Below are 26,304 nucleotides of genomic sequence, written 5' to 3'. Positions count from 1 at the left end.
CTCTGGTTCCCGACGGTTGCACTTTTCTGCTTCGTGCCGCGTTTGAACGGTGATCGCGGCGCACCGGCGCATTTCGGTTATTTGTAATTCAGGAAAAATCTGACGCTCGTTTCTCCAGGGATCTAGAGCCGCTCGCATCATCTATTGCGAGACACATATGGAAAAGTATTTGTTAAATTAAACTAAGAATTTTATACAATAAATGTCGCTTCAATTACACAACAAAACTCTATTCTCACCCTATGTATATTATTTTTCATACAATTATGAGTTTTTGAGAATTATTGCGACTTGCAATATCCACCGATTTTAAGATTTATCTTTTACATCTATATTTAGATTATCTTATTCTCTACAGACGGCAAGAAATTACCACATTCGTCTGCGAACTGCTCCATCTGTTCTATTTTGCTGCAGCGCAAAATGCTCCTTGCCGAAGCGGGGTCCCAGCCCTATCCTCGCTTCGACATCGATCGCAGAAGGGGAAATTGAATGCCTCCTCGACCCGTGGACATCAGCCTGATCATCTCGTCGAGAAATCGAGCCTATGGACTGACGAACTGCCTGGATGCCGTTTCTGTTGCCACCCGCCAGGCAGACTATCTGAGACTTGAACTCGTCTTCGTGGATAATGGATCCACGGACGAGACGTCGGAAGTCGTGCGCCGGTGGGCGTCGACCGCTCCAATCAAGACCAACTTGATCTATGAAGCGAAGCCGGGCCTTGCTGTCGCCCGCAACACGGGCCTGAACGCCGCGAGAGGCCGCATCCTCGCCTTTACCGACGACGATTGCGAGATCTTCCCCGACTATTTCAGCACGCTTGCGGCGCTTTTCAGCTCGGATACGGAGATGGTCATGCGCGGCGGGCGGATCGAGCTTGGCGATACACGCGACCTGCCGGTGACGATCAAGCCTGAAATGGAACCTGCGGTACTGACCAGCGACCTGCATGCCGGCGGCTTCGTTCATGGCGCCAACATGGCGTTTCCCTATGCGCTGGTCGAGAAGATCGGCCTCTTCGATACTCGCTTCGGGGCCGGGTCGCCGTTCCGCTCCGGCGAGGACACCGATTATGTGCACCGAGCCTTCAATGCCGGTGTGCGTGTCGAATATCTGCCGGATTTTGCCGTCAAACACTTCCATGGGCGTCGCGAGCTCGCGGACATCAAGCGCCTCCAAACCGGCTATGCCTTCGGCAACGGAGCGCTATACGCCAAATATCTCTTCGATCGCCGCTCAAACATGCGCGGCATGCTGCGCTGGGAAATCCGCCAGGCGGTCATGGAAGCCATGGGGCGCCGAAAACCCAACGAGGAACTTGGCCTGACTTACCGCAGCCAGCTTCGTGACAACCTTACCGGCATGCTCGCCTACTGGCGGGCTCCAAAGGCAAAGCAGCCCGCCTGAGGCGCTCTCCTCGCCGCCAGCAGAATCAACGCGCGAACCTTCGCGAGCCAAATTCGATTGGATAATGCATGGCCGATACGGCAATTGCCCACGCCGAGCTTAAGAAGAAAACCGCGCTCTCCGTCCTGTGGTCGGTCATCCGCGTGGCCTGGAGCACGATCGCAACCTTTGTGATCTTCGTCATCCTTGCGCGCATTCTCGGCCCCGGCGACTTCGGTACCTTTGCGCTTGCAAGTCTGTTCGTGGAAATCGGCCGCGTGCTTGCCTATGCGGGCCTCGGCGATGCCGTCACGCGCCAGCTCGATCTCGACGAGGAGCTAGCCGACACGGCCTTCTGGGCGACGATCGCATTCAGCGGCATCGTTGCTTCGCTGGTGTTCTTCTTTGCGCCCTACTACGGCGATCTAGTGCGCGACCCGTCGGTATCAGGCATCCTTCGCTGGCTCGCGCCGCTGCTTCCGATTTCCTCTCTGGCGGTTATCCACAATGCCCGCCTCGCCCGTGAATTCGGCCACAAGAGCCTCGCCGGTCAGGCGATCGCCGCCAGCCTGCTCTCCGGCGTCACCGCCGTCGTCTGCGCCTTTCTCGGCTGGGGTGTCTGGGCGCTGGTCGCGCAGACCGCGGTCAACGCCGCCGTGACCGTCCTGCTTGGGTGGTTCTACTATCCCTGGATGCCGAAGTTCCGCTTCAACGTCTCGATGTTCCGCTCCGTCTTCCTCTTCAGCATCAGCCTCGTCGTCACCCAGCTGATGTGGATGCTGCTTGCCCGCGTGCAGGATATCTTCATTTCGCGCTGGTTCGGCCCGGTTGAAGTCGGCCGCTATCGCATTGCCTGGCGGCTGATCGAGCTGATCGGCCAGGCGGTGCTTGCGCCGATCGGCAGCGTATCGCTCGTCACGCTGTCGCGCCTGCAGAACGATCACACCGCCTTCCGCAGCGCCTATAACAAGATCGTCGGCGCAGCGGCGCTCGGAACCATCCCGCTGTTGCTCGGCTTCGGCGCTCTGTCGAACGACATGATCGCCCTGCTCTTCGGCGACAAGTGGGGCAATGCGGGTGATATCGCCACCGTGCTCGTGCTGATGTCGGTTCCCTTCGTCATGAACTTCTTTGCCTCGTCGGCGCTTTCTGCGGTCAACCGGGCGGAATCGATCCTTTCCGTCGCAGCCCTACAGCTGGTGACGACGCTGATCCTCACCTGGCTGCTCGTCCCCTATGGCGTTGTCGCTGTTGCGGCGGGCTACACATTGCGTGCCTGGCTGACGATGCCCTATCAGCAATATGTGCTGGCGCGATACGCGCATATCGACGCAAAGAGCACGCTGAAGGCCGTCGCCCTGCCCTTCTGCGGCGCGGCGCTCATGGCCGTCTGCGTCTGGTTTGCGCATCCCGTCATCCTGGCGCACGTTCACAACCGCTGGCTGGCGCTCGGCCTTAGCATCGGTCTCGGCGGAGCGATTTACCTTGCCTTCCTGCCGATCTTCGGCCGCTCGGTCATCCGCCCCTACATCGCGCTTGCCATGTCCCTCAACCCATTCCGCAAACAGGCCGAAGCATAGCCGCTTGCATGGACCTCTTGTCCGTAAACAAGGAGCATTTAATGGAATCCAATATTACGATCATCAACCGCCTTCAGGGCGTGATCGCCAATTGCCTTTCCGATCTCTTTGATCCGTCGGAGCGTTTTGCGCTTCTCGACTTTCCGAATCATTACAACATCGGCGACAGCGCCATCTGGCTCGGTGAACTTGCCTATTTCGACCGCAAACGCACGCGGCCAACCTATGTGACCGAAATCCCGACCTACGACGAAGGCCGGATGCTTGGCGCAATCGGTAGCGGCCGCATCTTTCTCCACGGTGGCGGCAATTTCGGCGACATCTGGGCCGGCTACCGCCAGTTCCGCGAAGGTCTGCTCAACAAGCACAAGGGCCGACCGATCGTGCAGATGCCGCAGACCATCCACTTCAAGGAGCAGGCCAACATCGACAGCACTGCGCGGGCGATCGAGCGCCACGGCCAGTTCACGCTTCTCGTCCGCGACCAGCGAAGCCTGGAATTCGCCCAGCGCTGGTTCCCATGCGAAACACGCCTTTGCCCTGATATGGCTTTCTGCATCGGTCCGGTCACTCGCCCGGCGCCGCAGCATGAGCTGCTGCTCAATCTCCGTGAAGACCAGGAGGTCGGCGCCGCACAAGACCTGACCGCTGCAACATTGCGTCCGGGCACGGTGAAATCGGACTGGCCCGATGAGCCTGCCGATTTCCAGCGCCAGACAAAGCATGCCGCAATCTTGAAGGGGCTGCTGACCGGTCGTATCGGCGGTCGCGCGCGGATGACCGAGCTTGCCTATCGCGAGCGGGCGCAACAGCGCTTCGACCGCGGCGTGGCCCTGCTGAGCTCCGCGCGCCAAGTCATCACCGACCGCATGCACGGCCATATCATGTGCGTGCTTCTGGGTGCCGACCATTGCGTTCTCGACAATAGCTACGGCAAGACGAGCAGCTTCATCGAGGCGTGGGGTACCTGCAACAGCGACAAGGCAGAGCTTGCCTCGACGGTCGACGAGGCGCTTGCCATTCTCGATGCGCGTCGGGTCGCCCCGGCCGCGGTCGCCTGATTGAAATCAGCCTCGCCGGGCAACCAAAATCCCGGCGAGCACCACAATGCCGCCGATCGCCTGCATTGGGCCGATCGGCTCGCTGAGCAGCACCCAGGCGAGGATCGCCGCCACGACCGGCTGCAGCAGCAGTGTCAGCGAGGAGAAAGCTGCGGGAAGATAGGCAAGCGCGTAAGCGATGGCCATCTGCCCGCCGGCATGACTGACGAAGGCGAGACCGAAGACGATCGCCCAACCATAGGCCGTCGGCGGCAGCATATGGCCTTCGTAGAAGAAGCCTAACGGAAAGATGCAGACAGCGGCCGATGCGGTGCTCCAGAGCATGATCCGGACCGTATCGAAGCGGCTGCGGAGCTTGCCGATCGCCAGGATGTAACCCGCATAGAACACGGCGGCGATCACCGCCACGCCATCGCCGCGCAGATCGCCATTGCCAAGCGCTGCGGGGCCGCCCTTTAGGATAACCACGCCGGCCAGCGCCAACATGAGGCCGAGAACGAAGACGCGGGTAACGACTGCGCCGAAAAACAGAAAGCCGATCACCGTGACGAAGACGGGGGCAAGATTGGCGAGCAGCGTTGCGTTGGCGACCGATGTCATGGTGATGGAGAGGTGCCAGGCGGCAAGATCCATGGCAAGGACGACGCCAGGCAGGATCAGCAGGGCATAATCCGACAGCTTTTCTGGCTTCGGCCCGGCATCCTTGCCCTTGGCAAGCGAGAAGATGAAGATCGTGATCAGGGCCAGCGCCACCCGCCAGAAGGCCGTTGCCATCGGCCCGACTTCCGACAGCCGCACGAAGATCGGCGAGCCGCCGATCGCCGCACCGCCGAGGATCAGGGCGGCAAGGGCAAACCGGTTGGATGCGGGGGTTTCAGCGATACTGGCAGCGGCTTGCGACACATGTCTCTCGAATGCTTTCTAACCGCCTCAAGACTGGCGGCGAGCAAGGGACCTATCAGAAGCTGTGGCGAGCGGATAGCCGAGGAACGGCAAGGGCAGACAAACGCGCAATCTTAAATGCCTGCCGATGCGAATTTGCAGCACCGTACAAGTCAGCCTGAGATGACGGTCGAGAATTCAGGCGTCCCGCCGATGGTGTTGCTGACCGTACAGATCTCTTCCGCCGCATGCGCGATCTTCACGCGCGTTTCCTCATCGAGGTCGCCCTTGATCGAGAACGCGACGTTGAATGTCTGGACGCGCGACGGACCCTCGCTCGCCTTCTCGCCGGTGACGTCGGCCGTAATCTCGGTGATCCGGTCGAGAAGGCCCATCTGGCTCGCAGCGATGCGCGCGCTCAGCACAAGGCAGGCCGACAGCGACGCATAGAGGAGATCCAGCGGATTGAAGCCCGGTTGCGACGCGCCGGTAACGATATCGAGCTCACCCTTGGTGGCCGAGGTGATATGCGGAAAACCGGTACGACCAAGAACGGCGGTTGCGCCAACGGGACGGGGACGGGCCTTGAGGTCGGCCATGGGGAAATCCTTTGGTGATGATAGCCCGTTCTAGATAGGCATTTTGAATGGCCGCAACAACGCGCTTCTGGTCTGGCGGCGCGAGGAAAACAGACCGTCCCAAGTGATTCGGCCGGCTCCAATCTGCCCGCTCGTCAACCTCAGTTTCCCATCCCGATTTCTGAGGATAGCCCCGCGTCAGCTTCAAAGAGCAATATAAGGGTGCACTAAAACAGAAACGACTCATTGGAGTTATCCATGCGAGCACTTGCGGCTGTTCCTGTTGCACCCAGCGTGATCATCGATGCCGAGCCCTTCGGTTATGTCAGAAAGGTCTACGTCGACGACGAGCCCTGCTGGGGCTTGTTCGACTCAGATGGCGACGTGATCTTCGTCGGCGATGCGCCCAGCGATTGCCACAGTTATGCGGCCAAGGAACAGATCCGCATACAGATCATCCACTGAAACTCTGCGCGATGTCCGCGCAACGGTGACGCGGGCGAGCGACACGAAGACGACAGCGCACCCAGCACGGAAATCTGCGCTAACAGACCGTCCGGCAAGGCGATCACGCCCTGCCAAACGTTGCATTGGGCGGTATCAGCGGTAAGACGGCGCCGATGGTGTGACGACCACCTTCCCGTTGGAGAAAATGATGAAGGCGAAAAGCAGTACGCCGACAAGGGTGATAATCGACGCTAGAGCGACAAGCGGCTCCATGGCCGTATTGCCCTGAAGCATGAGGTAGAGCGCCGGCACCATCAGGGCGATGCCAGCCGTATACACGTAGTACTGGATCATGGCGATGCGCTTCTCGGCCTTCTGGGGATTGAGCGCATGGTAACCGCCAAAGATCGCCATGGTCACCCACCCCAGGAGATTACAGTGCGCATGCGCGCCGATGACGCTATGATCCTGTGAAATCGCCATGTTCAGACCCATGACGATGCCGACGATCAGAAATATCACTGCAGTCTTAAAGTATAGCTGCGAGATGCGTGGCATAGAGTACCCCCTCCGTTTGCGTCGATAGTATTATCATTGCTCAATAGAATTGAGAACGGCCGGCCTTCGAAGATTTAACCTTCGACAAACTATCATGTTACCATCCGGCAACTCCAACCGCGGAGCGGTATTGCCGGTTCGTTGCGGAGGCAGCACAGCCTCTGAACGGTAGCGCATTTTTAAGCACTTCCTTAAACTCATCTCGAATATACTGCCTTGTCGGCACATTCGCGGAGAGCGAGATGAGAGACATCTACAAACCCTTCGTCGCCAGCGACGACCCCGATCGGGACATCCGCTGCCAGGACGCGCTGCAGTTCGCCTTCCGCGACTTCGTCGCCGCATCGGTCGAAGCGGGCTGGAGCGAGCACGAAGCGCTCGAAGCCATCATCACGCTTGCGGACGACGGCCTCAGGCGGATCGGCGCCAATGACGACACGCAGACGCTGCTGGATGTGCTGCGACGGATGGCTTAAGCATCAATCAACACAAATTCTGTACGATGGTTATCGTGTCGCTCGGCTAAACGACGCGTCGGCGAAAAAGATGCCCTGCGATCGATCTGAAGCTAGTTTGGTACGAGTCTGAAAAAGTGGTGCCCAGAGCCGGAATCGAACCAGCGACACGCGGATTTTCAATCCGCTGCTCTACCAACTGAGCTATCTGGGCCAACCCGCTTCGCAGATGTTCCTTCCTGAGAAAGAACCGAGGACCTTGGTTCGCCCCGGAAGCGAGCGGGGTTATAGCATCTTGTCCGGACATGGCAAGCGCCAAATGACAGTTTTTTGAGAAGCCTTTGAATTTTCCAGATTCATCAACGAATTTAAGGGCTTCGCCCGTGGAAAACGAGCCTATTCCTCATCTTCGTAATCGGCCTTCGCCTCGTCGTCGGCAACGGGGATGGCATAAGAGCCGGAGAGCCAGCGCGAAAGATCGACTTCGCGGCAGCGGTTCGAGCAAAAGGGATAGTGTTCGCGGTGGGATGGCTTGCCGCATTCCGGGCAAGGGTGTGTCTTGCGCAGCGGTTCGACCTTGGCGGCTGTTTTCTTTTCGTCAGGCATGGAGCGGTCCCTTCGAGGATCAGCCCTCGGGCCACCGGCTATGCACGTCAAAGCCTTCACCGGTCAGCAGAAGGATGGTTTCATAAAGCGGCAGACCGACGACATTGGAATAGGAACCGACCATCTTCTGCACAAAAGTCCCGGCCAGCCCCTGGATGCCGTAGGCGCCCGCCTTACCGCGCCATTGACCGGAGGCGAGATAGTTCTCGATCTCGAAACCGGAAAGGCGCTTGAAGCGAACCTTGGTCTCGACGATCTTCTGGCGGATCTTGCGGTCTGGCGTCACCAGGCAGACGCCGGTATAGACCCAGTGGCTGCGGCCGGAAAGCAGATACAGCGCAGCCGATGCCTCGTCCGCGAATTCGGCCTTTCCAAGGATACGGCGGCCGACGGCGACGACGGTATCGGCGGACAGAATGTAGCTGCCCTTCCAGGTCATGTCGCCCTTGATGGCGGCAAGTGCTGCCTCTGCCTTTTCCGTCGACAGGCGCCGCGCCAGCGAGCGCGGGTGTTCCGACTTCTTCGGCGTCTCGTCGATATCCATCGGCATCAGGCGCGAGGGCTCGATCCCTGCCTGATTGAGCAGATCGACACGGCGGGGCGAGCCGGAAGCCAGAATGAGCTTGTATTTCAGCGCCATGGAACCTCGACCACCGGAAGACGGGAGCTAAAGCTTTCGAGCCTTGAACGGCCTACTTGAAGCGGTAGGTGATGCGGCCCTTAGTCAGGTCGTAGGGAGTCATTTCGACGAGAACCTTGTCGCCTGCCAGAACGCGGATACGGTTCTTGCGCATGCGGCCGGCCGTGTGGGCGATGATCTCGTGTTCGTTTTCGAGCTTCACGCGGAACGTCGCGTTCGGCAGAAGCTCGGTCACGATACCCGGAAATTCGAGGACTTCTTCTTTAGGCATATAGCGGTTTTCTTCCTGTCGGTTGAGATGACGGCGGTAGCCGCCCCAAATTTGCGCGGAAACTACACAATCAACGGGGGTTTGTGAACCTAATTGATCGCGTTTCCGTCATTTGTTTCACGCCGATTGCGCGGCGATGGTGTTTCTTCTAACCAGCCGGCTCTCGATCAGTTCGGTCAGATGATCACGGACCTCCCGGTAGCTATCCAGAATCTGCTCTCGTGTGCCCTGAACGACAGTCGGATCCATGGTCGGCCAATAGACGACTTCGATGGCATTTGACCGGGTCAGCTCCAGCGCGGCATGGTGCGCTGGAGGCGAGAGCGAGATGATCAGGTCGAAGTAGTCGTCCTCGAGCTCCTCCAGCGTGTGTGGATGATGCCGGCCGAGAGAAAGACCGATCTCCTCCAGTACGACGTCGACGAAGGGATCGCGCTCCCCAGCACGGACGCCCGCGGACCTGATATAGACATTCGCCGGCAACATGCTACGGGCGATCACCTCGGCCATGGGAGAGCGGATGGCATTCATTCCACACATGAACAGGATGGCGCCCGGCCGTGCCCCCTCGCCTGCCCCGACCGCCGGTTCCATCGCCGTCAGCCGCGCCAGTAGAGCACGCAGACCAGCGTGAACAGCCGGCGGGCCGTATCAAAATCGACCTCGATCTTGCCGTTCAAGCGATCCTTCAACGTCTGCGAGCCCTCGTTGTGAATGCCGCGCCGGCCCATGTCGATCGCCTCGATGCGGCTTGGAGAGGCCGAGCGGATTGCCTCGTAGTAGCTTTCGCAGATCAGGAAATAATCCTTCACGATGCGGCGAAACGGGGTCAGCGACAGGATGTGGGTCGCGACGGCACCTCCGTCCTCCGTCGTGATCGCGAAAACCAGCTTGGAATCGACCAGCGAGATATTCAGCCGGTACGGACCGCCGGAATGACCGATGGGCGTGAAGCTGTTTTCCTCGACAAGATCGAAAATGGCGACCGCGCGCTCGTGCTCGACGTCGGGCGTCGCTCGGCCGATGGTGTCGTCAAGGACGACGTCGCAAAGCCGGAAGTCGCCCGCTGCCATCTCTCACTTTTCCAGATTGAGGCGGATCGCAACCGATCGCGCATGCGCGTCCAGCCCTTCGGACACGGCGAGCGCGATGGCAGCAGGACCGAGCGTGCGCAGTTGCTCGCCACCAAGCCGCAGGATCGAAGTGCGCTTGACGAAATCGAGCACGGAAAGACCGGAGGAAAACCGGGCCGAACGGGCCGTCGGCAGAACGTGGTTCGAGCCGCCGACATAGTCGCCGATGACTTCAGGCGTATGTGCGCCGAGGAAGATCGCGCCGGCATTGCGGATACGAGGCAACAGTGCATCCGGATCGGCAACGGCAAGTTCTAGGTGTTCGGGCGCGATCCGGTTTGCCAACGCAATAGCGTCCTCCAGGGACTTCACGAGAATGATCGCGCCAAAGTCCCGCCAGCTTGCGGCAGCGGTCTCGGCGCGATTGAGCGTCTTCAGCTGCCGCTCGACGGCTGCTTCCACCAACTTCGCGAACTCGGCATCATCCGTCGCGAGGATCGCCTGCGCGCTCGCATCATGCTCGGCCTGCGCAAGCAGATCGGCGGCGATCCAGTCCGGATTGTTGTCCTTGTCGGCGATAACAAGCACTTCCGAGGGACCGGCGATCATGTCGATACCGACAGTGCCGAAGACCTGCCGCTTGGCGGCGGCAACATAGGCATTGCCGGGGCCGGTAATCTTGGCAACGGGCGCGATGGTCTCGGTGCCATAGGCAAGTGCCGCGATGGCCTGCGCGCCTCCGACCCGGTAGATTTCGGTGACGCCCGCGAGCTTGGCGGCTGCAAGCACGGCCGGGTTGACGGCACCTCCTGTTGCAGGAACGGCAATGACGATGCGATCGACGCCGGCGACCTTCGCCGGCACGGCATTCATCAGCACGGAACTCGGATAGCTCGCGGTGCCGCCCGGGACATAAAGGCCGACCGCCTCGATCGCGGTCCATCGGGAACCGAGGCCGACGCCAATGTCGTCCTCGTAGATATCGTCCTTCGGCAGCTGCCGGCGGTGATGCGATTCGATACGCAGGGCCGCAACCTTCAGCGCGCCGAGAACCTCGGCCGTAACCGCTTCGACAGCCGCGTCGATCTCGGCTTCGGTCACGCGCATCGGCGTTACGGCAAAATCGATCCCGTCGAACTTCTTCGAATATTCGGCAAGCGCCACGTCGCCGCGGGCCCTGACATCATCGATGATGGCGCGGACTGCCGTGTTCACGTCCTCGGAGACTTCGCGCTTGGTCGTCAGGAAGGCGGCAAACCGTTGCTCGAAGCCTTCCGATGCCTGATCCAGCCAGATTGCCAATGCGATATTCCTCTTTGATAACAGACGAACCAGATCTCAAGCGCCGGGATGACGCGGCTTGGATGCGGTTTCCCACGCCCCGCCGATATCCGCAAGCTGAACCTCGATGCATTCGACATCCAGCGCAATCGTTGCCGCGCCTGACAGCGCCAGCTCGACCGTGCCTTCCGGCCCCTCGCCTTTCTGCTCGAAGCGGATGGCAAGCAGCGACAGGACTTCGTCGCGGTCCTCGCGGTCAATGCCGGTCGAACGCACCGCAAGCACGCGCTTGAAGACGACAGCCGCGCGGCGGCGTTCGAAACCCTTGCGCTTCTTGCCGGCTTCCTCCCACACGAAGCGGTTGACCGCAGCCGAGAACTGACCCTCGCGCGGCGACCAGGCGATATCGGCGACCTTGAAGACGCTATCCTGCAAATGCGCGGAGACGACGGCAAGATCCTCGCTATCAAGTGCAACGAGCCTCAGATCAGTCATTCAGGCAAAACCCCATCGCCAATGCATCGCCGGAATGGCGATGCGTCTGACAACGGACATAAGGCGCGGCAACGCAATGCGCAACCGGGACAAAGGGTGAGTGACGCCCTTTTAGCTACTCGCTGACGCGCTCGACGATGGCGCCGCAGCGGGTGAGCTTTTCTTCCAGGCGCTCGAAGCCGCGATCGAGGTGGTAGACGCGGGAAACCATCGTCTCGCCTTCAGCGGCAAGGCCGGCAATCACGAGCGAAACGGAAGCGCGCAGATCGGTCGCCATGACGGGCGCACCCTTCAGCCGCGGCACGCCCTCGATCTTCGCCGTCTGACCCGACAGCGAGATCTTCGCGCCGAGACGCGCCAGTTCCTGCACGTGCATGAAGCGGTTTTCGAAGATTGTCTCGGTGACATGCGAGATGCCGGTCGAGCGCGTCATCAGCGCCATGAACTGCGCCTGCAGGTCGGTCGGGAAGCCCGGGAACGGATCGGTGACGATATCGACCGGCTTGATGCCGGCACCATTGCGGCGGATGCGCATGCCGTTGTTGGTCGGCGAAATCTCAGCGCCGGCGCGGCGGAGCGTTTCCAGTGCCGTGTCGAGGAGCGCGGCATCCGTGTTCTCGAGCGTGACATCGCCGCCGGTCATCGCAACCGCCATGGCGTAGGTGCCGGTCTCGATGCGATCCGGCAGGACGCGGTGGCGCGCGCCGGAGAGCGAAGTGACGCCTTCGATCGTGATCGCGCTCGTGCCGGCGCCCGTGATCTTGGCGCCCATGGCGTTCAGGCAGTTGGCGAGATCGACGACCTCAGGCTCGCGGGCAGCGTTGCCAATCACCGTTGTGCCGCGGGCAAGCGTCGCTGCCATCATCATCACGTGCGTCGCGCCGACCGAGACCTTCGGGAAGGTGTAGCGTGCGCCGATCAGGCCACCCTTCGGTGCGGTCGCGTTGATGTAGCCGCTGTCGATCTCGAGGTTCGCGCCCAGCGCCGCAAGGCCATCGAGGAACAGATCGACGGGGCGCGTGCCGATGGCGCAGCCACCCGGCAACGAGACGCGGCACTGGCCTTCGCGCGCCAGAAGCGGGCCGATGACCCAGAAGGAAGCGCGCATCTTGGATACCAGCTCGTAGGGAGCGGTGGTATCGACGATGGTGCGGCAGGTAAAGTGAATGGTGCGCGAGTAGGCGTCTTCCTGGCGCTCGCGGCGGCCGTTGACGGCAACGTCGACGCCGTGATTGCCGAGGATGCGCATCAGAAGCTCGACATCAGCCAGATGCGGCACGTTCTCAAGCGTCAGTGTATCGCTGGTAAGCAGCGAGGCGATCATCAGCGGCAGGGCGGCATTCTTGGCGCCGGAAATCGGAATGATGCCGTTAAGCTCATTACCGCCGACAATTCTAATACGATCCATGTGCGCTTACGGGCGATGCCCGCCTTTCTGAAAGGCTGTCTGTAAAAAGATGCGGGTGTTTAGACGAAATTAGCGGGGGCTTCAATTCGCCGTGAACGGAACATTACGATTCGTCCATTTTTGCGGCAGGCAGCCCATTCGTCTCATCCGCTTGCCCCGATCGGCGCGCACGGGTCTGCTGTTTGCGGCGGGACAAATTTTCACGAAGCTTTTCGGCGGCGCGCTCGCGGCGCAGGTTGGCCTGGCGCTCGATCTCCGCTTTGCGGCTGTGCTGGCCTTTTTTGGTGTTCTCGGTCATGCCGCAGGCTTATCCGAATTTGCGACAATTCAAAAGTGGCCGGGCCTCAATCTCTACAAAGATGGAAATTGCGGCTTGCGCTTATCATGAAGCTGTGGCAATAGGCCCCCCGTTCACGCAATGCAGCCGCATCGGTTGCGCGTCTGGTCCTCGCTGCCGTAGCTCAGTGGTAGAGCACACCCTTGGTAAGGGTGAGGTCGGTGGTTCAATCCCACTCGGCAGCACCAGTTTTCCTTAAAGAAATCATAGAGCGCGACCTTTTCCGGCTTTGCTGGGCAGCCTGCCTTTGTAGGAGACCCGGGATTATCCATGCTTTTATTTGACGCATTTCTGATCTGGAAGAAAGTAGCCCATTCGATACGGCGCAGTTTTGTTGGAAAGAAGAAGTTCCATTCCGCGAATGCCCGCTATGCATTCGAAACGATGCCTAAAAAACTACCTCGCATAGTGTGGATGTATTGGGACAAGCCGCTAGAGCAAGCGCCGCCAATTGTCCGCTATGCCGTGGATACCTGGATTAGGAAAAATCCATCTTGGGATGTGAGAATCCTGAGCGACGCAAACGCGGCCGAATTCGTCAACGTGCCACCTCCCAAAAGCAACCGCAAAATTCAGTGGCGGGCAGACTTAATCAGGGTCGCACTGCTGAGGGACTATGGCGGGGTTTGGGTGGACGCGACGACTTTTTGCGTCAAACCGTTGGACGAATGGCTGCCACCGTTGATGGAGAGTGGATTCTTCGCATTTCCTGACAGTTACCCCGGCCGGACAATGGGCATTTCTTTTCTTGCTGCGGAGCCGCAAAATTACCTTGTGAGCAAGTGGTTCCAGTTGATGGTGAGATACTATTCAAAGCGCGGCAAGCTCCGTCATTACTTTTGGGTTATGTACCTTTTTGAGTACATCATAAGGACTGACCGCAAAGCGCTCGCTATTTGGCAAGCCACCCCGAAACTCGCATCAAAGGGTCCTATTCTTTTGAAGCGTATTCTGACACAGCCAGACCTATTGGAGCCGATCCCCGACTACGTCGATACGACGGCGATCACATGGTTGAAGATCAGCTCTGATACCAAGCTCAGCAATCAAGAGGTCACGTATGCCCTCGAAAGCAACGCGGATATCGAACTCCGGAAAGTCGCTGAAACCGCTCCTCAGAACCGGTAGGGCGAACACCGCACATCGTGAAGCTTGCGTCGCGCGGGCTGCGCGGACTCACATCAACAGGCGGCTAAGATCCGGAATCGCTTTATAACTTCCGCTCGGGTTCGCGGACCCCGCGAAGTCGTTGGCTTGAAGACGAAATGCCTGCATCAGGCGTCGAAGTGCCAGTCCTTCGTCGGACGGCATGACAGATAGTCCGACGCATCGAGATCCTGGATCATCTGCCTCAGCGTTCGGACAGTCTCCTCAAATGTCGCAAGCTTCGCATCGGTAACGTCCACTTTCTTGCCCGTGGCGTCGTCGACTTCGAGCCATCGATGCTGACCACTTCGCATGGATACGACCAGAGACACATACTTCTGGCATTCCGCATTCAGCACATGCTTGAGGTCCTGCATCTCCGATCTCCAACGCTGACAGGAGCTAACTGACGTTGAGCCTCCATGGTTGCACAAAGCACCGCATTCGGCCAGTTAAAAGTGCAGGCATCTGATCTGTCACCGCTCAAGGGGAGATAACGCCTTGCGGGCGAAAGATCGGAAGACACGGGAGGCCCATGAACACAGCGGTCGACCGGCACACGGCGCACGAGTTTTCCCATTTGCGGGGTCTGAAAATATCGCTAAAATGCCTTCAGTATGAGGCCTTCGGGAGGAACACGGAGGCTGATCTATACGTTTTTGGCCTAAGCAATGGAGGAGCACGCCGATGGCCGCAGAGAAATGGAATGATCCTATTCATGTGGGATTTGAAAATACGGGCGCGCGCACGATCCTTGGTCCTCTAGACGCGCTGAAATGCCTGGCAGACCTTTGGCCAAGTGCTCGCGGATTGCGTTACCTGAAGGCAAGAAGCACATGCAGAGCCGCTCTTGATGGCCGCAAAACGGTCGAGGAGGCTCGCGCGGAGTTCGTCGCGGCGGCAGAGGAAGCAAAACTGAAGGTCCATTGATCGGGCGTTCCTCCTCCGATCCCCGGCAGATTGTCGACAACCTGTCTCAGAATAGGGCGACAGTTTATTTTTGGTTAACCCTTGGCCGCACTTGCTGTTACCGCCGCGAGGAAGCTGATTGCCATTCAGGCACGTCTCTCAATAGAACATCGGCAGCCATCATGATGATGGTCAGAGGCTCGTCACCCTCTGCGAAAGCAGACGAGCCTCGATTGCAATAAGCCGTCTCACGCCGGCTTCAGACGCCTTTTCCCGATCTTGTCCAACACTTTGCGCCCGAGCTTCTGGCCCGGCCCTTCGATGCGAGTGAAACCGAGGTAAGCCAGTGCATAGGCCAGCGGCAGGAGGGCGGCCACGACGATCGCAAAGCGTACCGGCGCCGAAATCTCAGCCCCGAAATGCCTGATCATGAATGCGGCAATCGGCTGCAGCAGCAGCAGATGGATCAGGTAGACACCGAACGAAAGCTCGCCCAGCCAATGGCAGAAGCGGTTTCCCATGACTGACGAAACGCGGTCGCCGAGCCTTCCAATAAGACCAGGCAACAGATGGTAGTGCACCAGCGCGAAGAAGCCGATCACGAGAAGCACGCGGATAGCGACCTTCGTCGAGGTCATGTCCCCGCCAATCGGAAGCATCACCAGAATGACAGCAAGCAAGCCATTCATGATGGTTTGCCGCTGCGACACGAACAAGCCGTTGGCGATCAACATACCGCACAGGAAGACGTGCATTTTCAGCGGTAGGAAAGACGGCATCGGAAAATCGACATGCGCGGCCTGGATAGCCTTGGCGATGAAGAAGGCAGCAAGCGCAACGACGGCGGCGCCCGGCAGCCATCTGGTTTTCCGCAAAAGCAGCATCACAATCGGAAAGGCCGCATAAAACTGCATCTCCAGGCCAAGGCTCCAATCCGGCAACGGCGTGCGGAACGCGTAGGCCGGATGCAGCCCAAATAGAAAGCTTGCATGGATAAGGAGATTGCGCAGGCTGCCATCCAGATAGCGCTCAGGCAACTGCGGACCATGCGCGAGGAAGGTGTCAATGACCATGCGGCTCTCATAGAGCTGCGGGCCCAACAGCAGCGCGATGCACAGCATCACATAATAGAGCGGCGCGATGCGGAAGAAGCGCTTCATCCAGAAGCCGAACCAGGTGGACGGTTTCTCCCAGGGATTGGCTGTCTCGCGCAGCTGATAGTGAAAGACCATCAGGAAGCCGGACAGCATAATGAAGAGGTCAACGCCCAAATCCGGCGACGAAAGGATCGGAAGGTGCCAGCCTGTCAGTTGCAGGCTGTGGCCCACGAGCACCCAAAGGGCGGCTAGACCACGCAGCCCGTCGAGGCATCCGATCCGCTTGCTCTCAATGATCATCGGGTATCCTTCTGGTTGAGGCTCAGCTTCGCGGAAGCTAACGCAATGTGCTGCAACGCACAACGCACAACCAGAAAAGTTGATCGGCCCTGCCTGGGAGAGAGCGATCTTGGCTACCCTATTTCATAGAATTCCAAACGAAACGGGGACGATCAACAGCGACCGTCACTCTGCACTTCAAGGTAGCCGACGCCGATAATGGTGCCGTCAAAAGACCGAATGAAGGATGGAACATAATGCGTTGTGGGCGCGGTGCAGGACACCGGCCCAGTATATTCGTTCATCGCCATCTCATCCTGCGGCAGAGCGGAATAGTCGCTCGTGATCTCGAGCGAAGCCGAAGCTGGCGTGATAAAGGTCCCTATTGCCAGCGCGAACGCCGGCACTCCCAGTCGAAGAAGTCTTTGCATGCGCTTCTCCCGTGTTTTGATTACAAGCATTAACTAATGAAAAGCGTTTTTAGTTCCAGTGCCGCCGCTACTACTTTCGCACAGTTAACTGGTCGTATTTTCGATTTAGCTAAATTGTATGATTTTACATGGCGGTAGGTGAACGCTTCCATGTGCATAGCTGCATGCTGTATGTGTGCGCCAAAACTGATGAGTTTTAAGTATTATATCTGGGTAGCCCGGCTAACGTCGCAACATCCGGCTGCGGACATAGCCCTTCCCCACGACGTCTTCAGCTATCTCAACGGCCCGCTCGACATGGCCTTTGTGCCGGACGAATCCCTCAAGAACGACGTAAGGTCCGAGGATCGACACAACGATTTCGCTGCTATCAATGTCATCGGCGGCGCTGAGGGCGCTTTCGACGGAGGCGCGGGTTGATGCGACGCTGTGGCCTTGCCCGCAGGCGTCACCGTGATCTTCCGTCGCCTGAAATCGAAGCACCATGATCGCCTCCGTGTGGCGAAATCAGTTACTGACCAACGCCACAGGGGAGTTTTAGTTGCACTGCATCAAGCTATACTTTGAGGAATCTCGCAGAGGCCATCGCACGCTACTTGGCGTCTCGACTTAGAGGGCCATATATACCAACGGTTTAGGGTAGGGGTTGCAACGATGAAAGTTCTGCTTCCGACAATTCTATCGGTCGCGATGCTATCGGGCTGTACCACGGACAGTTCGACCGAGGTACAGCCGATCCCGGGCAGCATCACCTATGGCGGACAACCGCGCACGAAGCTGACGAAATCGCCGCCCGGCAGTGTCATCTACAATTCCTTCTACGATTCGACCGGCAGCAGGGTTAAGGAAACCTATATCCTGCAGCCGGATCGCACCCTGAAGCTGACCCGACGTGTTATCGTGCCCGATTTCCCCTCACGAAACGGTTCTTGACAGCGGCGCCCTTCGAGAACATTCAAGGAACGTCGAATATTTCCGCGGTGCGATTCTCCGCCGAAGCAACCGGACGGCTGAATGTATCTTGAAAAGCTCAATCCCCAGCAGCGCGCGGCCGTCGAATACGGCACGATCACTGATGGCACCCATGTTGCCGGGCCGCTGCTCGTCATGGCCGGTGCCGGATCGGGAAAGACGAACACGCTGGCGCACCGCGTTGCCCACCTGATCGTCAAGGGCGCCGATCCGCGCCGGATCCTGCTGATGACGTTTTCCCGGCGTGCAGCCGCCGAGATGGCGCGCCGCGTCGAGCGCATCTGCGCCCAGGTGCTGGGCAGCAATTCCGGCATCATGGCGGATGCGCTTGCCTGGAGCGGGACGTTTCACGGGATTGGGGCTCGGCTCCTGCGTGAGTATGCCGAGCAGATCGGCATCGACCCCGCCTTCACCATCCACGATCGCGAAGACAGCGCCGATCTTATGAACCTCATCCGGCACGAGCTGGGCTTCTCGAAGATGGAGAGCCGATTTCCGACGAAGGGCACCTGCCTTGCGATCTATTCGCGCGTGGTCAATTCGGAAAGCGAGCTCAGCCTAGTGCTGCGCGACGCCTTTCCCTGGTGTTCGGCTTGGGAAAATCAGTTGCGGGAGCTCTTCGGCGCCTATGTCGAAGCCAAGCAGAACCAGAACATTCTCGATTATGACGATCTGCTCCTCTACTGGGCGCAGATGGTCAGCGAGCCGATCATCGCGGACGATATCGGCAGCCGTTTCGATCATGTACTGGTCGACGAGTACCAGGATACGAACCGCCTGCAGGCATCGATCCTGCTCGCATTGAAGCCCGGCGGGCAAGGCCTGACTGTCGTCGGCGACGATGCGCAGTCGATCTATTCCTTTCGCGCAGCCACCGTGCGCAACATCCTCGACTTCCCCTCGGCGTTCAGCCCGTCGGCCAATATCATCACGCTCGATCGTAACTACCGCTCGACCCAGACGATCCTCGCAGCGGCCAACGCAGTCATCGATCTTGCCTCGGAACGCTTCACCAAGAACCTCTGGACGGAGCGCCAGTCGGCCCAACGTCCAAGGCTCGTCACCGTGCGCGACGAAGCCGACCAAGCGCGATATGTTGCGGACAAGGTGCTGGAGAATCGCGAAGAAGGCGTGAAGCTCAAGCAGCAGTCGGTGCTTTTCCGCGCCTCCCATCATAGCGGCGCGCTCGAAGTGGAGCTTACCCGCCGCAACATTCCTTTCGTGAAATTCGGCGGGCTGAAGTTCCTCGACAGCGCGCATGTGAAGGACATGCTGGCCGCCCTGCGCTTCGCACAGAATCCGCGCGACCGCGTCGCCGGCTTCAGGCTGATGCAACTGCTTCCGGGCGTCGGCCCTTCGACCGCGCAGCGCGTCGTCGACCAGATGGCAGCGAATGCGAGCCCGATTCAGGTGCTTGCCGAACTGCCGGCTCCGCCCCGTTCCGGCGAGGATTGGACGGCCTTCGTTGCGATGCTGCAGGAGGTGAAGACAGGCAAGGCCGGTTGGCCGGCGGAGATCGGCCTCGTGCGCGAGTGGTATTCGCCGCACCTCGAACGCCTACACGAGGATGCCTCGACCCGCCAGGCCGACCTTCTGCAACTCGAGCAGATCGCCGGCGGTTATCCTTCCCGCGAGCGCTTCCTGACCGAACTGACGCTCGACCCGCCGGATGCGACCAGCGATCAGGCCGGCGTGCCACTGCTCGATGACGACTATCTAATCCTCTCCACGATCCATTCCGCCAAGGGGCAGGAATGGACGCGAGTGTTCATGCTGAACGTCGTCGATGGCTGCATCCCATCCGACCTCGCCGTTGGAACCCGCGCCGAGATCGAGGAGGAGCGGCGACTGCTCTACGTCGCCATGACCCGCGCCAAGGACAATCTCGATCTTGTCGTGCCGCAGCGCTTCTTCACGCACGGCCAGAACGCCCAGGGCGACCGGCATGTCTATGCGTCGCGCACCCGCTTCATCCCGGCGACACTGCTGCAGTTCTTCGAGGCGGTCGGCTGGCCGCAGGCCAGAACCGATGGCGGCGCCTCGCATCAGGCGCGACAGGTACGTGTCGATGTTGGTGCACGCATGCGCGGCATGTGGCGCTAAGGCTTGTATTAGAGGGCGAGCGGCGGCTCCGGAGGCCGGAAGAAGGCATCGATGGCGGCCTGATCGACCGCCTCTGGTGTCGCCGGCATCCAGTGTGGTTTACGATCCTTGTCGATAATGGCGGCGCGTATGCCCTCGTAGAAATCCGGGCTTTTCAATATCTGCTGGCAGGCGCCGAGTTCGCGGTTCAGGCATTCGGCAAGGGTCCTGCTTTGCCGACCCTGGCGCAGGAGACGAAGCGCAAGCTTCAGGCTGGTCGGGGAGCGCGTCTGGATGATCCGCAGCGTTTCGGCTGCAAAGTCGCCGGGCTCCTTTTGCAGTGCATGGCTGATTTCCTCGACGGTGCCGAAATGAAAGCTGCGCTCGATAAGGTCTCTGTTGCTTTTGACGGCGCTCGTTCCTGGATCGCTGGAGAGGTTCTTCAACACCGCCTCGACATCGCGCGGCCCCACGTTTCGCGGCAGCTCTGCAAGCGTCTCGACGATGTCAGGCAGCCGGAAGGAGGTGACGTGGTGGTCGGCCAGACCGGTATAGATGATATCAGCCGCGTCGATGGTCAGTCCCGTCAGCCCCATCCAGGTGCCGGCCTCACCCGGCGCGCGCGGCAGCAGCCACGTCGCCCCGACATCCGGAAAATAGCCGATCCCGGTTTCCGGCATGGCAAGCTTGGTTCGTTCGGTCACGACGCGGTGGCGGCCATGCGATGACAGACCGACGCCGCCGCCCATGGTGATGCCGTCCATCAGCGCCACATAGGGCTTCGGAAAGGTCGCGATGCGGTGGTTCAGGCGAAACTCTTCGCGCCAGAAGGTCATGGCCAGATCGGTGCCCGTGCTGCCGCTTTCGTGCAGCGCGCGGATGTCGCCACCGGCGCAGAAGCCACGCCCTCCTTCTCCCGATACGATCACGGTGGCGATATTGGCGTCCGCCGCGAAGTCGTCCATTGCAGCGGCAAAGGCGCGGACCATGTCGAGTGTCAGGCTGTTTAGCGCACGCGGCCGATTGAGGCGGATGATGCCGGCCGATGCACGCCGTTCGACAATCACCTCACTGTGCTGAACCTCGTCCCGCATGCTGACCTCCTCGCTTCCGCAGACATCGCTTCGCCGCAATCCGGAACCTCGCTTGGAGCGAACCGGCATTGCTGCGTGACGTCACCTTACCGCACTCGGCGGCATAGTCGATGGCCGCCGGCGGAGGTCAAGGATTGCTTTGGGTCTCAGAACGACGCGGCGGCGAGCGCCCGGTGGAGACTCTGGAGGTCGTCGGCGTTGCGGTTGAGCAGAAACTGTTCCCAGTCGAGCGCGCTTTGAACGATCGTCTCCAGCGAATCGTGCTTCGGCTTCCAGTCCAGAACGCGCTGGGCAAGGCCGGAGTCCGCGACGACGCTTGCGGCATCGCCCGGGCGTCTCGGCGCAATCTGTACCTTGAAGGAGTGCCCGTGCAGGCGCGTGACCATGTTGAGGACGTCGAGTACCGAATAGCCGGTGCCGTAGCCGCAATTGGCGACCAGCGAGCCGCTGCCACGGCGCAAATGCTGCAGAGCACTCAGGTGAGCCTCCGTGAGATCGCTGACATGGATGTAGTCGCGCACGCCGGTGCCGTCATGGGTCGGATAGTCGATGCCGTAGACATGAACGCCGCCGCGTTTGCCAAGCGCGGCCTCGCAAGCGACCTTGATCAGGTGTGTCGCTCCTGACGTGGATTGGCCGCTGCGTCGGAGCGGATCGGCGCCGGCGACATTGAAGTAGCGCAGCGCGACGTAATCGAAATCGTAGGCTGCCGCGGCGTCCCGCAGCATGAATTCCGTCATCAGCTTGGACTGACCGTAGGGATTTTCCGGCTTGAGCGGCGCGGTTTCCTTCACCGGTTCGGATGTCTTCTGCGGCCCGTAGACGGCGGCAGTGGAGGAGAAGACGAAATGGCGAATGCCGGCGGTGATCGCGGCGCTCAACAGCGCCCGCGTCTTACCGGAGTTATTGTCATAATAGGCAAGTGGATCGGCAACGGATACGGGCACGATCGCCGAACCGGCAAAATGGATGATGGCTTCGATGTCGTTCTCGATGAAGATTGTCTTCAACACCTGGGTATCGGACACATCGCCGAGATAGAAGCGCGCGCGCGGAGAGACCGCCCAGCGAAAGCCGGTCGAAAGATTGTCCAGCACGACGACGTCCTCGCCTGCATCCAGCAATGTCCAGACCATGTGGCTGCCGATGTAGCCCGCGCCGCCCGTGACCAAAATTGCCATGTCCTGCATCCCCGTTTTCATACACGCGGGTGCATCTGACGCCGTTTTTCCTTTCAGAATCTCCTATCGAATGCGCCCTCGGGGGCATCCGCGCCGGTAAGTTTGATGGCGTGGTTAGAGCCCGATTTCTACATCCGCTAGAATTTTATCGATGTGCCATTTCGGGGAGCTTCAGCGCCGTCGAAGCAATTCCGCAAGGTCTTCCCACAGGATCACTATCCCAATGGCGAGCAATCCACCGGGAATCAGGAAATACAGGATTCTGACGGGATTGACGGTGAAGAACAGCAGGTACAGGAGGCCGTAGACCCCTGAGATTACGAGAACCGTTCCCAGAACGAGGGAAATTATCTTCCTGACCAAGACCCACCCCCGAGCTAAACCCCTAAGGGAATTGCTACACCAAACATGCCCAAGCTGTATAGCCGGCACGTCTATGATCCGACCGTGGTTCGGAGGCCCGAGCAAGGAGACGAACCCAAACACGCGAATGGCACCTTCTTCCCTAGGAAATCGCGTCGCCCCAAGATACTGGTCTCGTTCTTGGCCTCGGACGGGGCGGCGGACCGCGCTGCGAGCCGGCGGATACGGGTTGAGAGACCTGCGCCTCAACTGGCTCGACAAAGCTGATCTGACAATCCCGAAGCCGGATGACGTCGTAAAGCTGAATTAGCGTGCACCAGCAAGTTCAGGACTGCCGCGACAGCAATTATAAAAGGTGGTAGCCTTCGTCACAGGTCGTCGCTCCGATTCCGGAGAAAAGACATGGGCACTCTTGACGAAAGACCTTCCATCGCGCCGTCTTCGATGGGACGGGCCATCATCGACGAAATCCATCATGCACCGGTTCTCGGGTTGATCGTTTTCGTGCCTGTCGTCATTCTTCTGGAACGGATTTTTCCCGATCGCCACACCCTGTTGTTCCTTGCTTCGGTCGTCGCGATCGTACCTTTGGCCGCACTCCTGAGCCGCGCAACCGAAGCGGTTGCGGCCAGGACCGGAGACGCAGTCGGCGGCTTACTCAATGCTACTCTCGGGAACCTGACCGAACTGGTGATCTCTCTCGCGGCCTTGCAGGCCGGTCAATATCTGTTGGTCAAGGCGTCGCTCGCCGGAGCGATCGTCACCAATACCCTGTTCATGCTGGGAGGTGCCTTCCTACTCGGGGGGCTCAAGCATCATGTTCAGGAATTCAATAGGGTCAACGCCCGCTTTCAGGCCTGCCTCCTGTTCCTTGCGACGATTGCGGTCCTGGTCCCATCTCTGATCAGCGAGGTGGACCAGCCTCCCGCACTCGACGTGTCCCAAAAGCTGAGCCTTGGATTGGCAATCCTTCTCATTGCCGTCTATGCGCTGGGTATGTTGTTTTCGTTGCGGACACACCGCGAGCTTTTCGCAAGCGTGAGCCACGCGGGCGAAGACGAAAAACCCTGGCCGCTTGGCCTGAGCATCGTGCTATTGGTTATCGTGACGCTGCTAGTTGCGCTGGTCAGCGAGATATTCGTCGGTTCAGTTCAGGCCGCCGCCGAGCACCTCGGGATGACGCCGGCATTTGTAGGTTTCATTGTCGTAGCCTTGGTAGGTGCAGCCGCCGAGATGACCACCGCGTTTTCGGCTGCCCGTGCAAATCGCCTGGACCTCAGTGTCGGCATTGCGCTGGGCAGCGCGGCCCAAATTGCCTTGTTTGTCGCGCCGATATTGGTGCTCGTCAGCTATTTCATCGGTCCGGAACCCATGACTTTGCAGTTTTGGCGGGGCGCAGTAACGATGATGATCGTCGCCACCTTGGCCGCCACCCTCTTGTCCAATGGCGGCCGTGGAGCCTGGTATGCCGGCGTCATGGCTCTGGCGCTTTATGCAATTTTCGCGTTCACGTTGTTTGTCTTGCCTCCCACGAATCCGTCGTGATGCCGCTGCCTTCCGAAAGCGGCAATCACCTCAGCAAGCGGGTTTACGAGCGCGTCGTCGTTCACTGCCCGTCTTCGCATGCCGTCCGATAGTCTCGCGAAAGGACCGAAAATGACCGTTTATGTGGCCGAAATCTCGGAGCGCCGTATCGTCGCCTTCGAAGCGGCGAACGATGTCGACGCGGCAACCCGGCTCACCGACAGGACACTCCTTCGAGATCTCCGAGTGCTGCAAAACCAGGGGCGCTCGCGTTGGGACGGCGTTTCGCAGATACGGCTATGGGAACCGTCGCCGCAGGAGCTTGAGATTTGGCAGGGGCGGTCCGTTGCCGCGACGGCGGTCCTGGTGACTGAAAACCTTCTCGGCCACCCTTTCCATAACGCAGCCCTGTGCAGCTGGACGTACTTGCTTGCAGGCACGGCAAGCATATCGCACGACTCGGGAGGCAAATGGCCATGGCGGTAAGCTCCAGGTCCCAAGCAAAACGAATGAGACGACTGTTCTTTGCCGCGCTGTTCCAGCAGGTTTCCATACTCTGGCCTATCTTCTCCGGAATCCTTGTCATCATGGTCGGATCCGGCATTGTCATCGGACAGATCGAGGGTTGGCGGATCGGCGAAACCTTTTACTTCACCTTCATCACGGGTCTCACGATCGGCTACGGCGACCTTGCACCCAAGCATACCGTGGCGCGGATGCTCGCCATACTGATCGGACTTTCCGGCATCGTCCTGACCGGCTTGGTCGCCGCCGCCAGCGTGCAGGCGCTTAACGCGGCAGGTCGCGACAAAGCCTCGTAAAACGAGGCCGCCCGCGGTTCATGAGCTGCCGCGTAGGCGCGGGCAACCCAGCCGCAGATGCTATCAAAGTTTCAGGATGTAATCGCACAGTCTGTCGGCCGCCATCTGGATCTGCGCCGGATCGCGCAGGAAGCAGGCGCGTAGGAAGAGCTCGCCGCCCGGCCCGAAGGCCGTTCCCGGTGCCAATCCGACGCCGATTTTGTCGACGATGTCGATGGCTGCCTTGCGGCTGTCTTTCACCCCGTCGATCTTCAGAAATGCATAGAGCGCGCCATCCGGCTTCAGCGTCTCGACACGGTTCGTGGCAATCAGCGCGTCGCAAAGGACGTCGCGGGAGCGCTTGGCCTTGTCGATGTTGGACCGCACGAATGCGTCGCCATCGTTCAGGGCGGCAACCGCCCCTCGCTGCATGAACTGCGCCACGCCGGAGGTCGAATACTGGATGAGGTTTTCGAGCACCTGGCCGGTTTGCGGCGGGGCAACGATCCAGCCGACACGCCAGCCGGTCATCGACCAGTTCTTCGAGAAGGAGTTGACGAACATCACCTTGTCGTCCGGCTCCATGACATCGAGGAAGGACGGTGCGCGGCCGCCGGCAAAGTAATAGCGCGCATAAATCTCGTCGGCCATGATCCAGAGATCATGCTTGCGCGCCAGCGCCAGGATGGCCACGAGGTCGTCCCTGGTTGCGGTCCAGCCGGTCGGATTGGACGGCGTGTTGATAAACAGCCCCTTCATCTTCGGCGTGATTGCAGCCGCGATACGGTCGAGATCGACCGCCCACCTGCCGCCCTCGAAAGTCAGTTGGACGCCGACTGAACGGGCGCCGGCAATTTCCAAGGCGGCCGCAATGTTCGGCCAGGCGGGCGTCAGGTAAACGAGTTCGTCCCCAGGCGACGTCATAGCCTGCACGGCAATCTGGATCGCCTGCATGCCGGAACCGGTGACGTAGAAATGCTCGACGGGCAGGGTGATGTCGAAATGCCTGGCATAGTAGTCCGACAGCGATTGGCGCAGCTCCGGAATGCCGCGCTGATAGGTATAGAAGGTCTCACCGCCCGACAGCGCGTCAATCGCCGCCTTGTTGATGAAATCAGGCGTCGAGAGATCTCCCTCGCCGACCCAAAGCGGCAGAAGGCCATCGCGGCCACGGGCATAATTGACGACTTCGACGATTCCACTTTCGGGCGCCAGAACGGCACGCGGGCTAAGGCTGCTGACAATCGACATGCATCACTCCGGTTTTCGCCTACATAAAGCAAACGCGGCGGCAAATCCCATGACAATCGGTGATGCGATATCGATTTTCGTGATGATTGGTCCCGCCGCAACGGCAGGACCAAT

Annotated in this window: 32 protein-coding genes and 2 tRNA genes; 13 read left to right on the top strand and 21 right to left on the bottom strand. The window is 59.7% G+C overall.

Going from position 1 to position 26,304, the window contains the following annotated elements:
• The first annotated feature begins 492 nt into the window (after nt 1-492).
• From FHT71_RS02610 to FHT71_RS02600, 3 genes are all read left to right on the top strand, one after another.
• Nucleotides 493-1,410, top strand: a complete 918-nt coding sequence (locus FHT71_RS02610; RefSeq protein WP_132588307.1) for a glycosyltransferase family 2 protein — start codon at nt 493-495, stop codon at nt 1,408-1,410.
• Between the two features lie 68 nt (nt 1,411-1,478).
• Complete coding sequence (locus FHT71_RS02605) at nt 1,479-2,969, top strand: lipopolysaccharide biosynthesis protein (RefSeq protein WP_007796503.1); 1,491 nt, start codon at nt 1,479-1,481, stop codon at nt 2,967-2,969.
• 41 nt (nt 2,970-3,010) lie between these two features.
• On the top strand, nt 3,011-4,030 hold the full coding sequence (locus tag FHT71_RS02600) for a polysaccharide pyruvyl transferase family protein (protein WP_007796500.1): 1,020 nt from the start codon (nt 3,011-3,013) through the stop codon (nt 4,028-4,030).
• Between the two features lie 6 nt (nt 4,031-4,036).
• Here FHT71_RS02600 and FHT71_RS02595 read toward each other — a convergent pair whose 3' ends face one another.
• Nucleotides 4,037-4,933 carry a DMT family transporter gene (locus tag FHT71_RS02595; protein WP_132588306.1) on the bottom strand — a complete coding sequence of 299 codons (897 nt, stop codon included), beginning with the start codon at nt 4,931-4,933 and terminating at the stop codon, nt 4,037-4,039.
• A gap of 152 nt (nt 4,934-5,085) precedes the next feature.
• The gene (locus FHT71_RS02590) at nt 5,086-5,511 is read right to left on the bottom strand and encodes an OsmC family protein (protein ID WP_132588305.1); all 426 of its coding nucleotides are present in this window, start codon (nt 5,509-5,511) and stop codon (nt 5,086-5,088) included.
• A 237-nt stretch (nt 5,512-5,748) separates the two neighbouring features.
• On the opposite strand from FHT71_RS02590, the gene FHT71_RS02585 reads away from it, so the two are divergent.
• Nucleotides 5,749-5,955 carry a hypothetical protein gene (locus FHT71_RS02585; RefSeq protein ID WP_132588304.1) on the top strand — a complete coding sequence of 69 codons (207 nt, stop codon included), beginning with the start codon at nt 5,749-5,751 and terminating at the stop codon, nt 5,953-5,955.
• A gap of 135 nt (nt 5,956-6,090) precedes the next feature.
• On the opposite strand, the gene FHT71_RS02580 is transcribed toward FHT71_RS02585, so the two are convergent.
• Complete coding sequence (locus FHT71_RS02580) at nt 6,091-6,495, bottom strand: hypothetical protein (RefSeq protein WP_007796487.1); 405 nt, start codon at nt 6,493-6,495, stop codon at nt 6,091-6,093.
• 242 nt (nt 6,496-6,737) lie between these two features.
• Between FHT71_RS02580 and FHT71_RS02575 the strand changes: the two genes are divergently transcribed.
• Nucleotides 6,738-6,971, top strand: coding sequence for a hypothetical protein (locus FHT71_RS02575; protein WP_132588302.1), 234 nt, complete (start codon nt 6,738-6,740; stop codon nt 6,969-6,971).
• A gap of 117 nt (nt 6,972-7,088) precedes the next feature.
• Here FHT71_RS02575 and FHT71_RS02570 read toward each other — a convergent pair.
• From FHT71_RS02570 to FHT71_RS02525, 10 genes are all read right to left on the bottom strand, one after another.
• A tRNA-Phe gene (locus tag FHT71_RS02570) sits at nt 7,089-7,164 on the bottom strand.
• Nucleotides 7,165-7,346: 182 nt separating this feature from the next.
• Nucleotides 7,347-7,556, bottom strand: coding sequence for a DNA gyrase inhibitor YacG (gene yacG / locus FHT71_RS02565; protein WP_183718846.1), 210 nt, complete (start codon nt 7,554-7,556; stop codon nt 7,347-7,349).
• 19 nt (nt 7,557-7,575) lie between these two features.
• Nucleotides 7,576-8,196: a Maf-like protein gene (locus FHT71_RS02560; RefSeq protein ID WP_007796473.1), complete on the bottom strand. Its 621-nt coding sequence runs from the start codon at nt 8,194-8,196 to the stop codon at nt 7,576-7,578.
• A 52-nt stretch (nt 8,197-8,248) separates the two neighbouring features.
• On the bottom strand, nt 8,249-8,467 hold the full coding sequence (gene infA, locus FHT71_RS02555) for a translation initiation factor IF-1 (RefSeq protein WP_003545338.1): 219 nt from the start codon (nt 8,465-8,467) through the stop codon (nt 8,249-8,251).
• Between the two features lie 117 nt (nt 8,468-8,584).
• Nucleotides 8,585-9,061, bottom strand: a complete 477-nt coding sequence (locus tag FHT71_RS02550; protein WP_132592453.1) for a low molecular weight phosphatase family protein — start codon at nt 9,059-9,061, stop codon at nt 8,585-8,587.
• Between the two features lie 5 nt (nt 9,062-9,066).
• The gene (locus tag FHT71_RS02545; protein WP_007796467.1) at nt 9,067-9,540 is read right to left on the bottom strand and encodes a UPF0262 family protein; all 474 of its coding nucleotides are present in this window, start codon (nt 9,538-9,540) and stop codon (nt 9,067-9,069) included.
• 3 nt (nt 9,541-9,543) lie between these two features.
• Nucleotides 9,544-10,842 (bottom strand): histidinol dehydrogenase, encoded by a 1,299-nt coding sequence (hisD, locus tag FHT71_RS02540; protein ID WP_183718844.1) that lies wholly within the window; start codon nt 10,840-10,842, stop codon nt 9,544-9,546.
• 36 nt (nt 10,843-10,878) lie between these two features.
• Complete coding sequence (locus FHT71_RS02535; RefSeq protein ID WP_007796456.1) at nt 10,879-11,316, bottom strand: DUF2948 family protein; 438 nt, start codon at nt 11,314-11,316, stop codon at nt 10,879-10,881.
• Between the two features lie 115 nt (nt 11,317-11,431).
• On the bottom strand, nt 11,432-12,724 hold the full coding sequence (gene murA, locus FHT71_RS02530; protein WP_132592457.1) for a UDP-N-acetylglucosamine 1-carboxyvinyltransferase: 1,293 nt from the start codon (nt 12,722-12,724) through the stop codon (nt 11,432-11,434).
• Between the two features lie 103 nt (nt 12,725-12,827).
• Nucleotides 12,828-13,022 (bottom strand): hypothetical protein, encoded by a 195-nt coding sequence (locus tag FHT71_RS02525; RefSeq protein ID WP_037083322.1) that lies wholly within the window; start codon nt 13,020-13,022, stop codon nt 12,828-12,830.
• Nucleotides 13,023-13,174: 152 nt separating this feature from the next.
• Here FHT71_RS02525 and FHT71_RS02520 point away from each other — a divergent pair.
• Both FHT71_RS02520 and FHT71_RS02515 read left to right on the top strand, forming a co-directional pair.
• A tRNA-Thr gene (locus FHT71_RS02520) sits at nt 13,175-13,249 on the top strand.
• An 82-nt stretch (nt 13,250-13,331) separates the two neighbouring features.
• Nucleotides 13,332-14,189 carry a capsular polysaccharide synthesis protein gene (locus FHT71_RS02515; protein WP_183718842.1) on the top strand — a complete coding sequence of 286 codons (858 nt, stop codon included), beginning with the start codon at nt 13,332-13,334 and terminating at the stop codon, nt 14,187-14,189.
• Nucleotides 14,190-14,335: 146 nt separating this feature from the next.
• Here the strand turns inward: FHT71_RS02515 and FHT71_RS02510 are convergent, their stop codons facing one another.
• Nucleotides 14,336-14,584 (bottom strand): hypothetical protein, encoded by a 249-nt coding sequence (locus FHT71_RS02510; RefSeq protein WP_007796446.1) that lies wholly within the window; start codon nt 14,582-14,584, stop codon nt 14,336-14,338.
• Nucleotides 14,585-14,894: 310 nt separating this feature from the next.
• Between FHT71_RS02510 and FHT71_RS02505 the strand changes: the two genes are divergently transcribed.
• Nucleotides 14,895-15,137, top strand: coding sequence for a DUF982 domain-containing protein (locus FHT71_RS02505; protein ID WP_007796443.1), 243 nt, complete (start codon nt 14,895-14,897; stop codon nt 15,135-15,137).
• Between the two features lie 227 nt (nt 15,138-15,364).
• Here the strand turns inward: FHT71_RS02505 and FHT71_RS02500 are convergent, their stop codons facing one another.
• The 3 genes from FHT71_RS02500 to FHT71_RS02490 all read right to left on the bottom strand — a co-directional run bounded on the left by FHT71_RS02500 (nt 15,365) and on the right by FHT71_RS02490 (nt 17,409).
• The gene (locus tag FHT71_RS02500) at nt 15,365-16,513 is read right to left on the bottom strand and encodes an acyltransferase (RefSeq protein WP_132592461.1); all 1,149 of its coding nucleotides are present in this window, start codon (nt 16,511-16,513) and stop codon (nt 15,365-15,367) included.
• A 152-nt stretch (nt 16,514-16,665) separates the two neighbouring features.
• Complete coding sequence (locus FHT71_RS02495) at nt 16,666-16,923, bottom strand: hypothetical protein (protein WP_007796438.1); 258 nt, start codon at nt 16,921-16,923, stop codon at nt 16,666-16,668.
• Nucleotides 16,924-17,145: 222 nt separating this feature from the next.
• Nucleotides 17,146-17,409: a BON domain-containing protein gene (locus FHT71_RS02490; RefSeq protein ID WP_007796435.1), complete on the bottom strand. Its 264-nt coding sequence runs from the start codon at nt 17,407-17,409 to the stop codon at nt 17,146-17,148.
• A gap of 168 nt (nt 17,410-17,577) precedes the next feature.
• Between FHT71_RS02490 and FHT71_RS02485 the strand changes: the two genes are divergently transcribed.
• Nucleotides 17,578-17,856 carry a hypothetical protein gene (locus FHT71_RS02485; RefSeq protein WP_007796432.1) on the top strand — a complete coding sequence of 93 codons (279 nt, stop codon included), beginning with the start codon at nt 17,578-17,580 and terminating at the stop codon, nt 17,854-17,856.
• An 81-nt stretch (nt 17,857-17,937) separates the two neighbouring features.
• Nucleotides 17,938-19,998, top strand: coding sequence for an ATP-dependent helicase (locus tag FHT71_RS02480; RefSeq protein WP_132592463.1), 2,061 nt, complete (start codon nt 17,938-17,940; stop codon nt 19,996-19,998).
• Nucleotides 19,999-20,006: 8 nt separating this feature from the next.
• Here FHT71_RS02480 and FHT71_RS02475 read toward each other — a convergent pair whose 3' ends face one another.
• The 3 genes from FHT71_RS02475 to FHT71_RS02465 all read right to left on the bottom strand — a co-directional run bounded on the left by FHT71_RS02475 (nt 20,007) and on the right by FHT71_RS02465 (nt 22,615).
• Nucleotides 20,007-21,071 (bottom strand): enoyl-CoA hydratase/isomerase family protein, encoded by a 1,065-nt coding sequence (locus tag FHT71_RS02475; protein WP_183718840.1) that lies wholly within the window; start codon nt 21,069-21,071, stop codon nt 20,007-20,009.
• A 146-nt stretch (nt 21,072-21,217) separates the two neighbouring features.
• Nucleotides 21,218-22,252, bottom strand: a complete 1,035-nt coding sequence (gene galE, locus FHT71_RS02470) for a UDP-glucose 4-epimerase GalE (RefSeq protein WP_132592467.1) — start codon at nt 22,250-22,252, stop codon at nt 21,218-21,220.
• Between the two features lie 171 nt (nt 22,253-22,423).
• Nucleotides 22,424-22,615: a hypothetical protein gene (locus FHT71_RS02465; RefSeq protein ID WP_037083363.1), complete on the bottom strand. Its 192-nt coding sequence runs from the start codon at nt 22,613-22,615 to the stop codon at nt 22,424-22,426.
• Nucleotides 22,616-23,017: 402 nt separating this feature from the next.
• Between FHT71_RS02465 and cax the strand changes: the two genes are divergently transcribed.
• The 3 genes from cax to FHT71_RS02450 all read left to right on the top strand — a co-directional run bounded on the left by cax (nt 23,018) and on the right by FHT71_RS02450 (nt 24,960).
• The gene (cax, locus tag FHT71_RS02460; protein WP_132592469.1) at nt 23,018-24,160 is read left to right on the top strand and encodes a calcium/proton exchanger; all 1,143 of its coding nucleotides are present in this window, start codon (nt 23,018-23,020) and stop codon (nt 24,158-24,160) included.
• A gap of 111 nt (nt 24,161-24,271) precedes the next feature.
• Nucleotides 24,272-24,625: a hypothetical protein gene (locus FHT71_RS02455; RefSeq protein ID WP_183718838.1), complete on the top strand. Its 354-nt coding sequence runs from the start codon at nt 24,272-24,274 to the stop codon at nt 24,623-24,625.
• A gap of 23 nt (nt 24,626-24,648) precedes the next feature.
• Nucleotides 24,649-24,960, top strand: a complete 312-nt coding sequence (locus FHT71_RS02450; protein WP_183718836.1) for a potassium channel family protein — start codon at nt 24,649-24,651, stop codon at nt 24,958-24,960.
• 63 nt (nt 24,961-25,023) lie between these two features.
• On the opposite strand, the gene FHT71_RS02445 is transcribed toward FHT71_RS02450, so the two are convergent.
• Nucleotides 25,024-26,190 carry a pyridoxal phosphate-dependent aminotransferase gene (locus FHT71_RS02445; protein WP_183718834.1) on the bottom strand — a complete coding sequence of 389 codons (1,167 nt, stop codon included), beginning with the start codon at nt 26,188-26,190 and terminating at the stop codon, nt 25,024-25,026.
• Nucleotides 26,191-26,304: the final 114 nt, after the last annotated feature.

Origin of the sequence: Rhizobium sp. BK060 (assembly GCF_014193145.1) — a bacterium.
Taxonomy (GTDB): domain Bacteria; phylum Pseudomonadota; class Alphaproteobacteria; order Rhizobiales; family Rhizobiaceae; genus Rhizobium.
The sequence above is the reverse complement of the archived record's forward strand: the minus strand, read 5'-3'. Positions and strand labels throughout refer to the sequence as shown.

Excerpts from the sequence above, each read along its gene's own strand:
- FHT71_RS02450 (WP_183718836.1), top strand. The coding sequence starts at position 24,649 with ATGAGACGACTGTTCTTTGCCGCGCTGTTCCAGCAGGTTTCCATACTC.
- infA (WP_003545338.1), bottom strand. The coding sequence starts at position 8,467 with ATGCCTAAAGAAGAAGTCCTCGAATTTCCGGGTATCGTGACCGAGCTT.
- FHT71_RS02585 (WP_132588304.1), top strand. The coding sequence starts at position 5,749 with ATGCGAGCACTTGCGGCTGTTCCTGTTGCACCCAGCGTGATCATCGAT.
- FHT71_RS02610 (WP_132588307.1), top strand. The coding sequence starts at position 493 with ATGCCTCCTCGACCCGTGGACATCAGCCTGATCATCTCGTCGAGAAAT.
- FHT71_RS02445 (WP_183718834.1), bottom strand. The coding sequence starts at position 26,190 with ATGTCGATTGTCAGCAGCCTTAGCCCGCGTGCCGTTCTGGCGCCCGAA.
- FHT71_RS02525 (WP_037083322.1), bottom strand. The coding sequence starts at position 13,022 with ATGACCGAGAACACCAAAAAAGGCCAGCACAGCCGCAAAGCGGAGATC.
- FHT71_RS02600 (WP_007796500.1), top strand. The coding sequence starts at position 3,011 with ATGGAATCCAATATTACGATCATCAACCGCCTTCAGGGCGTGATCGCC.
- FHT71_RS02560 (WP_007796473.1), bottom strand. The coding sequence starts at position 8,196 with ATGGCGCTGAAATACAAGCTCATTCTGGCTTCCGGCTCGCCCCGCCGT.
- FHT71_RS02475 (WP_183718840.1), bottom strand. The coding sequence starts at position 21,071 with ATGCGGGACGAGGTTCAGCACAGTGAGGTGATTGTCGAACGGCGTGCA.
- yacG (WP_183718846.1), bottom strand. The coding sequence starts at position 7,556 with ATGCCTGACGAAAAGAAAACAGCCGCCAAGGTCGAACCGCTGCGCAAG.
- FHT71_RS02485 (WP_007796432.1), top strand. The coding sequence starts at position 17,578 with ATGAAAGTTCTGCTTCCGACAATTCTATCGGTCGCGATGCTATCGGGC.
- FHT71_RS02490 (WP_007796435.1), bottom strand. The coding sequence starts at position 17,409 with ATGGTGCTTCGATTTCAGGCGACGGAAGATCACGGTGACGCCTGCGGG.
- FHT71_RS02580 (WP_007796487.1), bottom strand. The coding sequence starts at position 6,495 with ATGCCACGCATCTCGCAGCTATACTTTAAGACTGCAGTGATATTTCTG.
- FHT71_RS02605 (WP_007796503.1), top strand. The coding sequence starts at position 1,479 with ATGGCCGATACGGCAATTGCCCACGCCGAGCTTAAGAAGAAAACCGCG.
- FHT71_RS02480 (WP_132592463.1), top strand. The coding sequence starts at position 17,938 with ATGTATCTTGAAAAGCTCAATCCCCAGCAGCGCGCGGCCGTCGAATAC.
- FHT71_RS02495 (WP_007796438.1), bottom strand. The coding sequence starts at position 16,923 with ATGCAAAGACTTCTTCGACTGGGAGTGCCGGCGTTCGCGCTGGCAATA.
- FHT71_RS02505 (WP_007796443.1), top strand. The coding sequence starts at position 14,895 with ATGGCCGCAGAGAAATGGAATGATCCTATTCATGTGGGATTTGAAAAT.
- FHT71_RS02515 (WP_183718842.1), top strand. The coding sequence starts at position 13,332 with ATGCTTTTATTTGACGCATTTCTGATCTGGAAGAAAGTAGCCCATTCG.
- galE (WP_132592467.1), bottom strand. The coding sequence starts at position 22,252 with ATGGCAATTTTGGTCACGGGCGGCGCGGGCTACATCGGCAGCCACATG.
- cax (WP_132592469.1), top strand. The coding sequence starts at position 23,018 with ATGGGCACTCTTGACGAAAGACCTTCCATCGCGCCGTCTTCGATGGGA.
- murA (WP_132592457.1), bottom strand. The coding sequence starts at position 12,724 with ATGGATCGTATTAGAATTGTCGGCGGTAATGAGCTTAACGGCATCATT.
- FHT71_RS02545 (WP_007796467.1), bottom strand. The coding sequence starts at position 9,540 with ATGGCAGCGGGCGACTTCCGGCTTTGCGACGTCGTCCTTGACGACACC.
- FHT71_RS02455 (WP_183718838.1), top strand. The coding sequence starts at position 24,272 with ATGACCGTTTATGTGGCCGAAATCTCGGAGCGCCGTATCGTCGCCTTC.
- FHT71_RS02550 (WP_132592453.1), bottom strand. The coding sequence starts at position 9,061 with ATGGAACCGGCGGTCGGGGCAGGCGAGGGGGCACGGCCGGGCGCCATC.
- FHT71_RS02535 (WP_007796456.1), bottom strand. The coding sequence starts at position 11,316 with ATGACTGATCTGAGGCTCGTTGCACTTGATAGCGAGGATCTTGCCGTC.
- FHT71_RS02500 (WP_132592461.1), bottom strand. The coding sequence starts at position 16,513 with ATGATCATTGAGAGCAAGCGGATCGGATGCCTCGACGGGCTGCGTGGT.
- FHT71_RS02575 (WP_132588302.1), top strand. The coding sequence starts at position 6,738 with ATGAGAGACATCTACAAACCCTTCGTCGCCAGCGACGACCCCGATCGG.
- FHT71_RS02590 (WP_132588305.1), bottom strand. The coding sequence starts at position 5,511 with ATGGCCGACCTCAAGGCCCGTCCCCGTCCCGTTGGCGCAACCGCCGTT.
- FHT71_RS02510 (WP_007796446.1), bottom strand. The coding sequence starts at position 14,584 with ATGCAGGACCTCAAGCATGTGCTGAATGCGGAATGCCAGAAGTATGTG.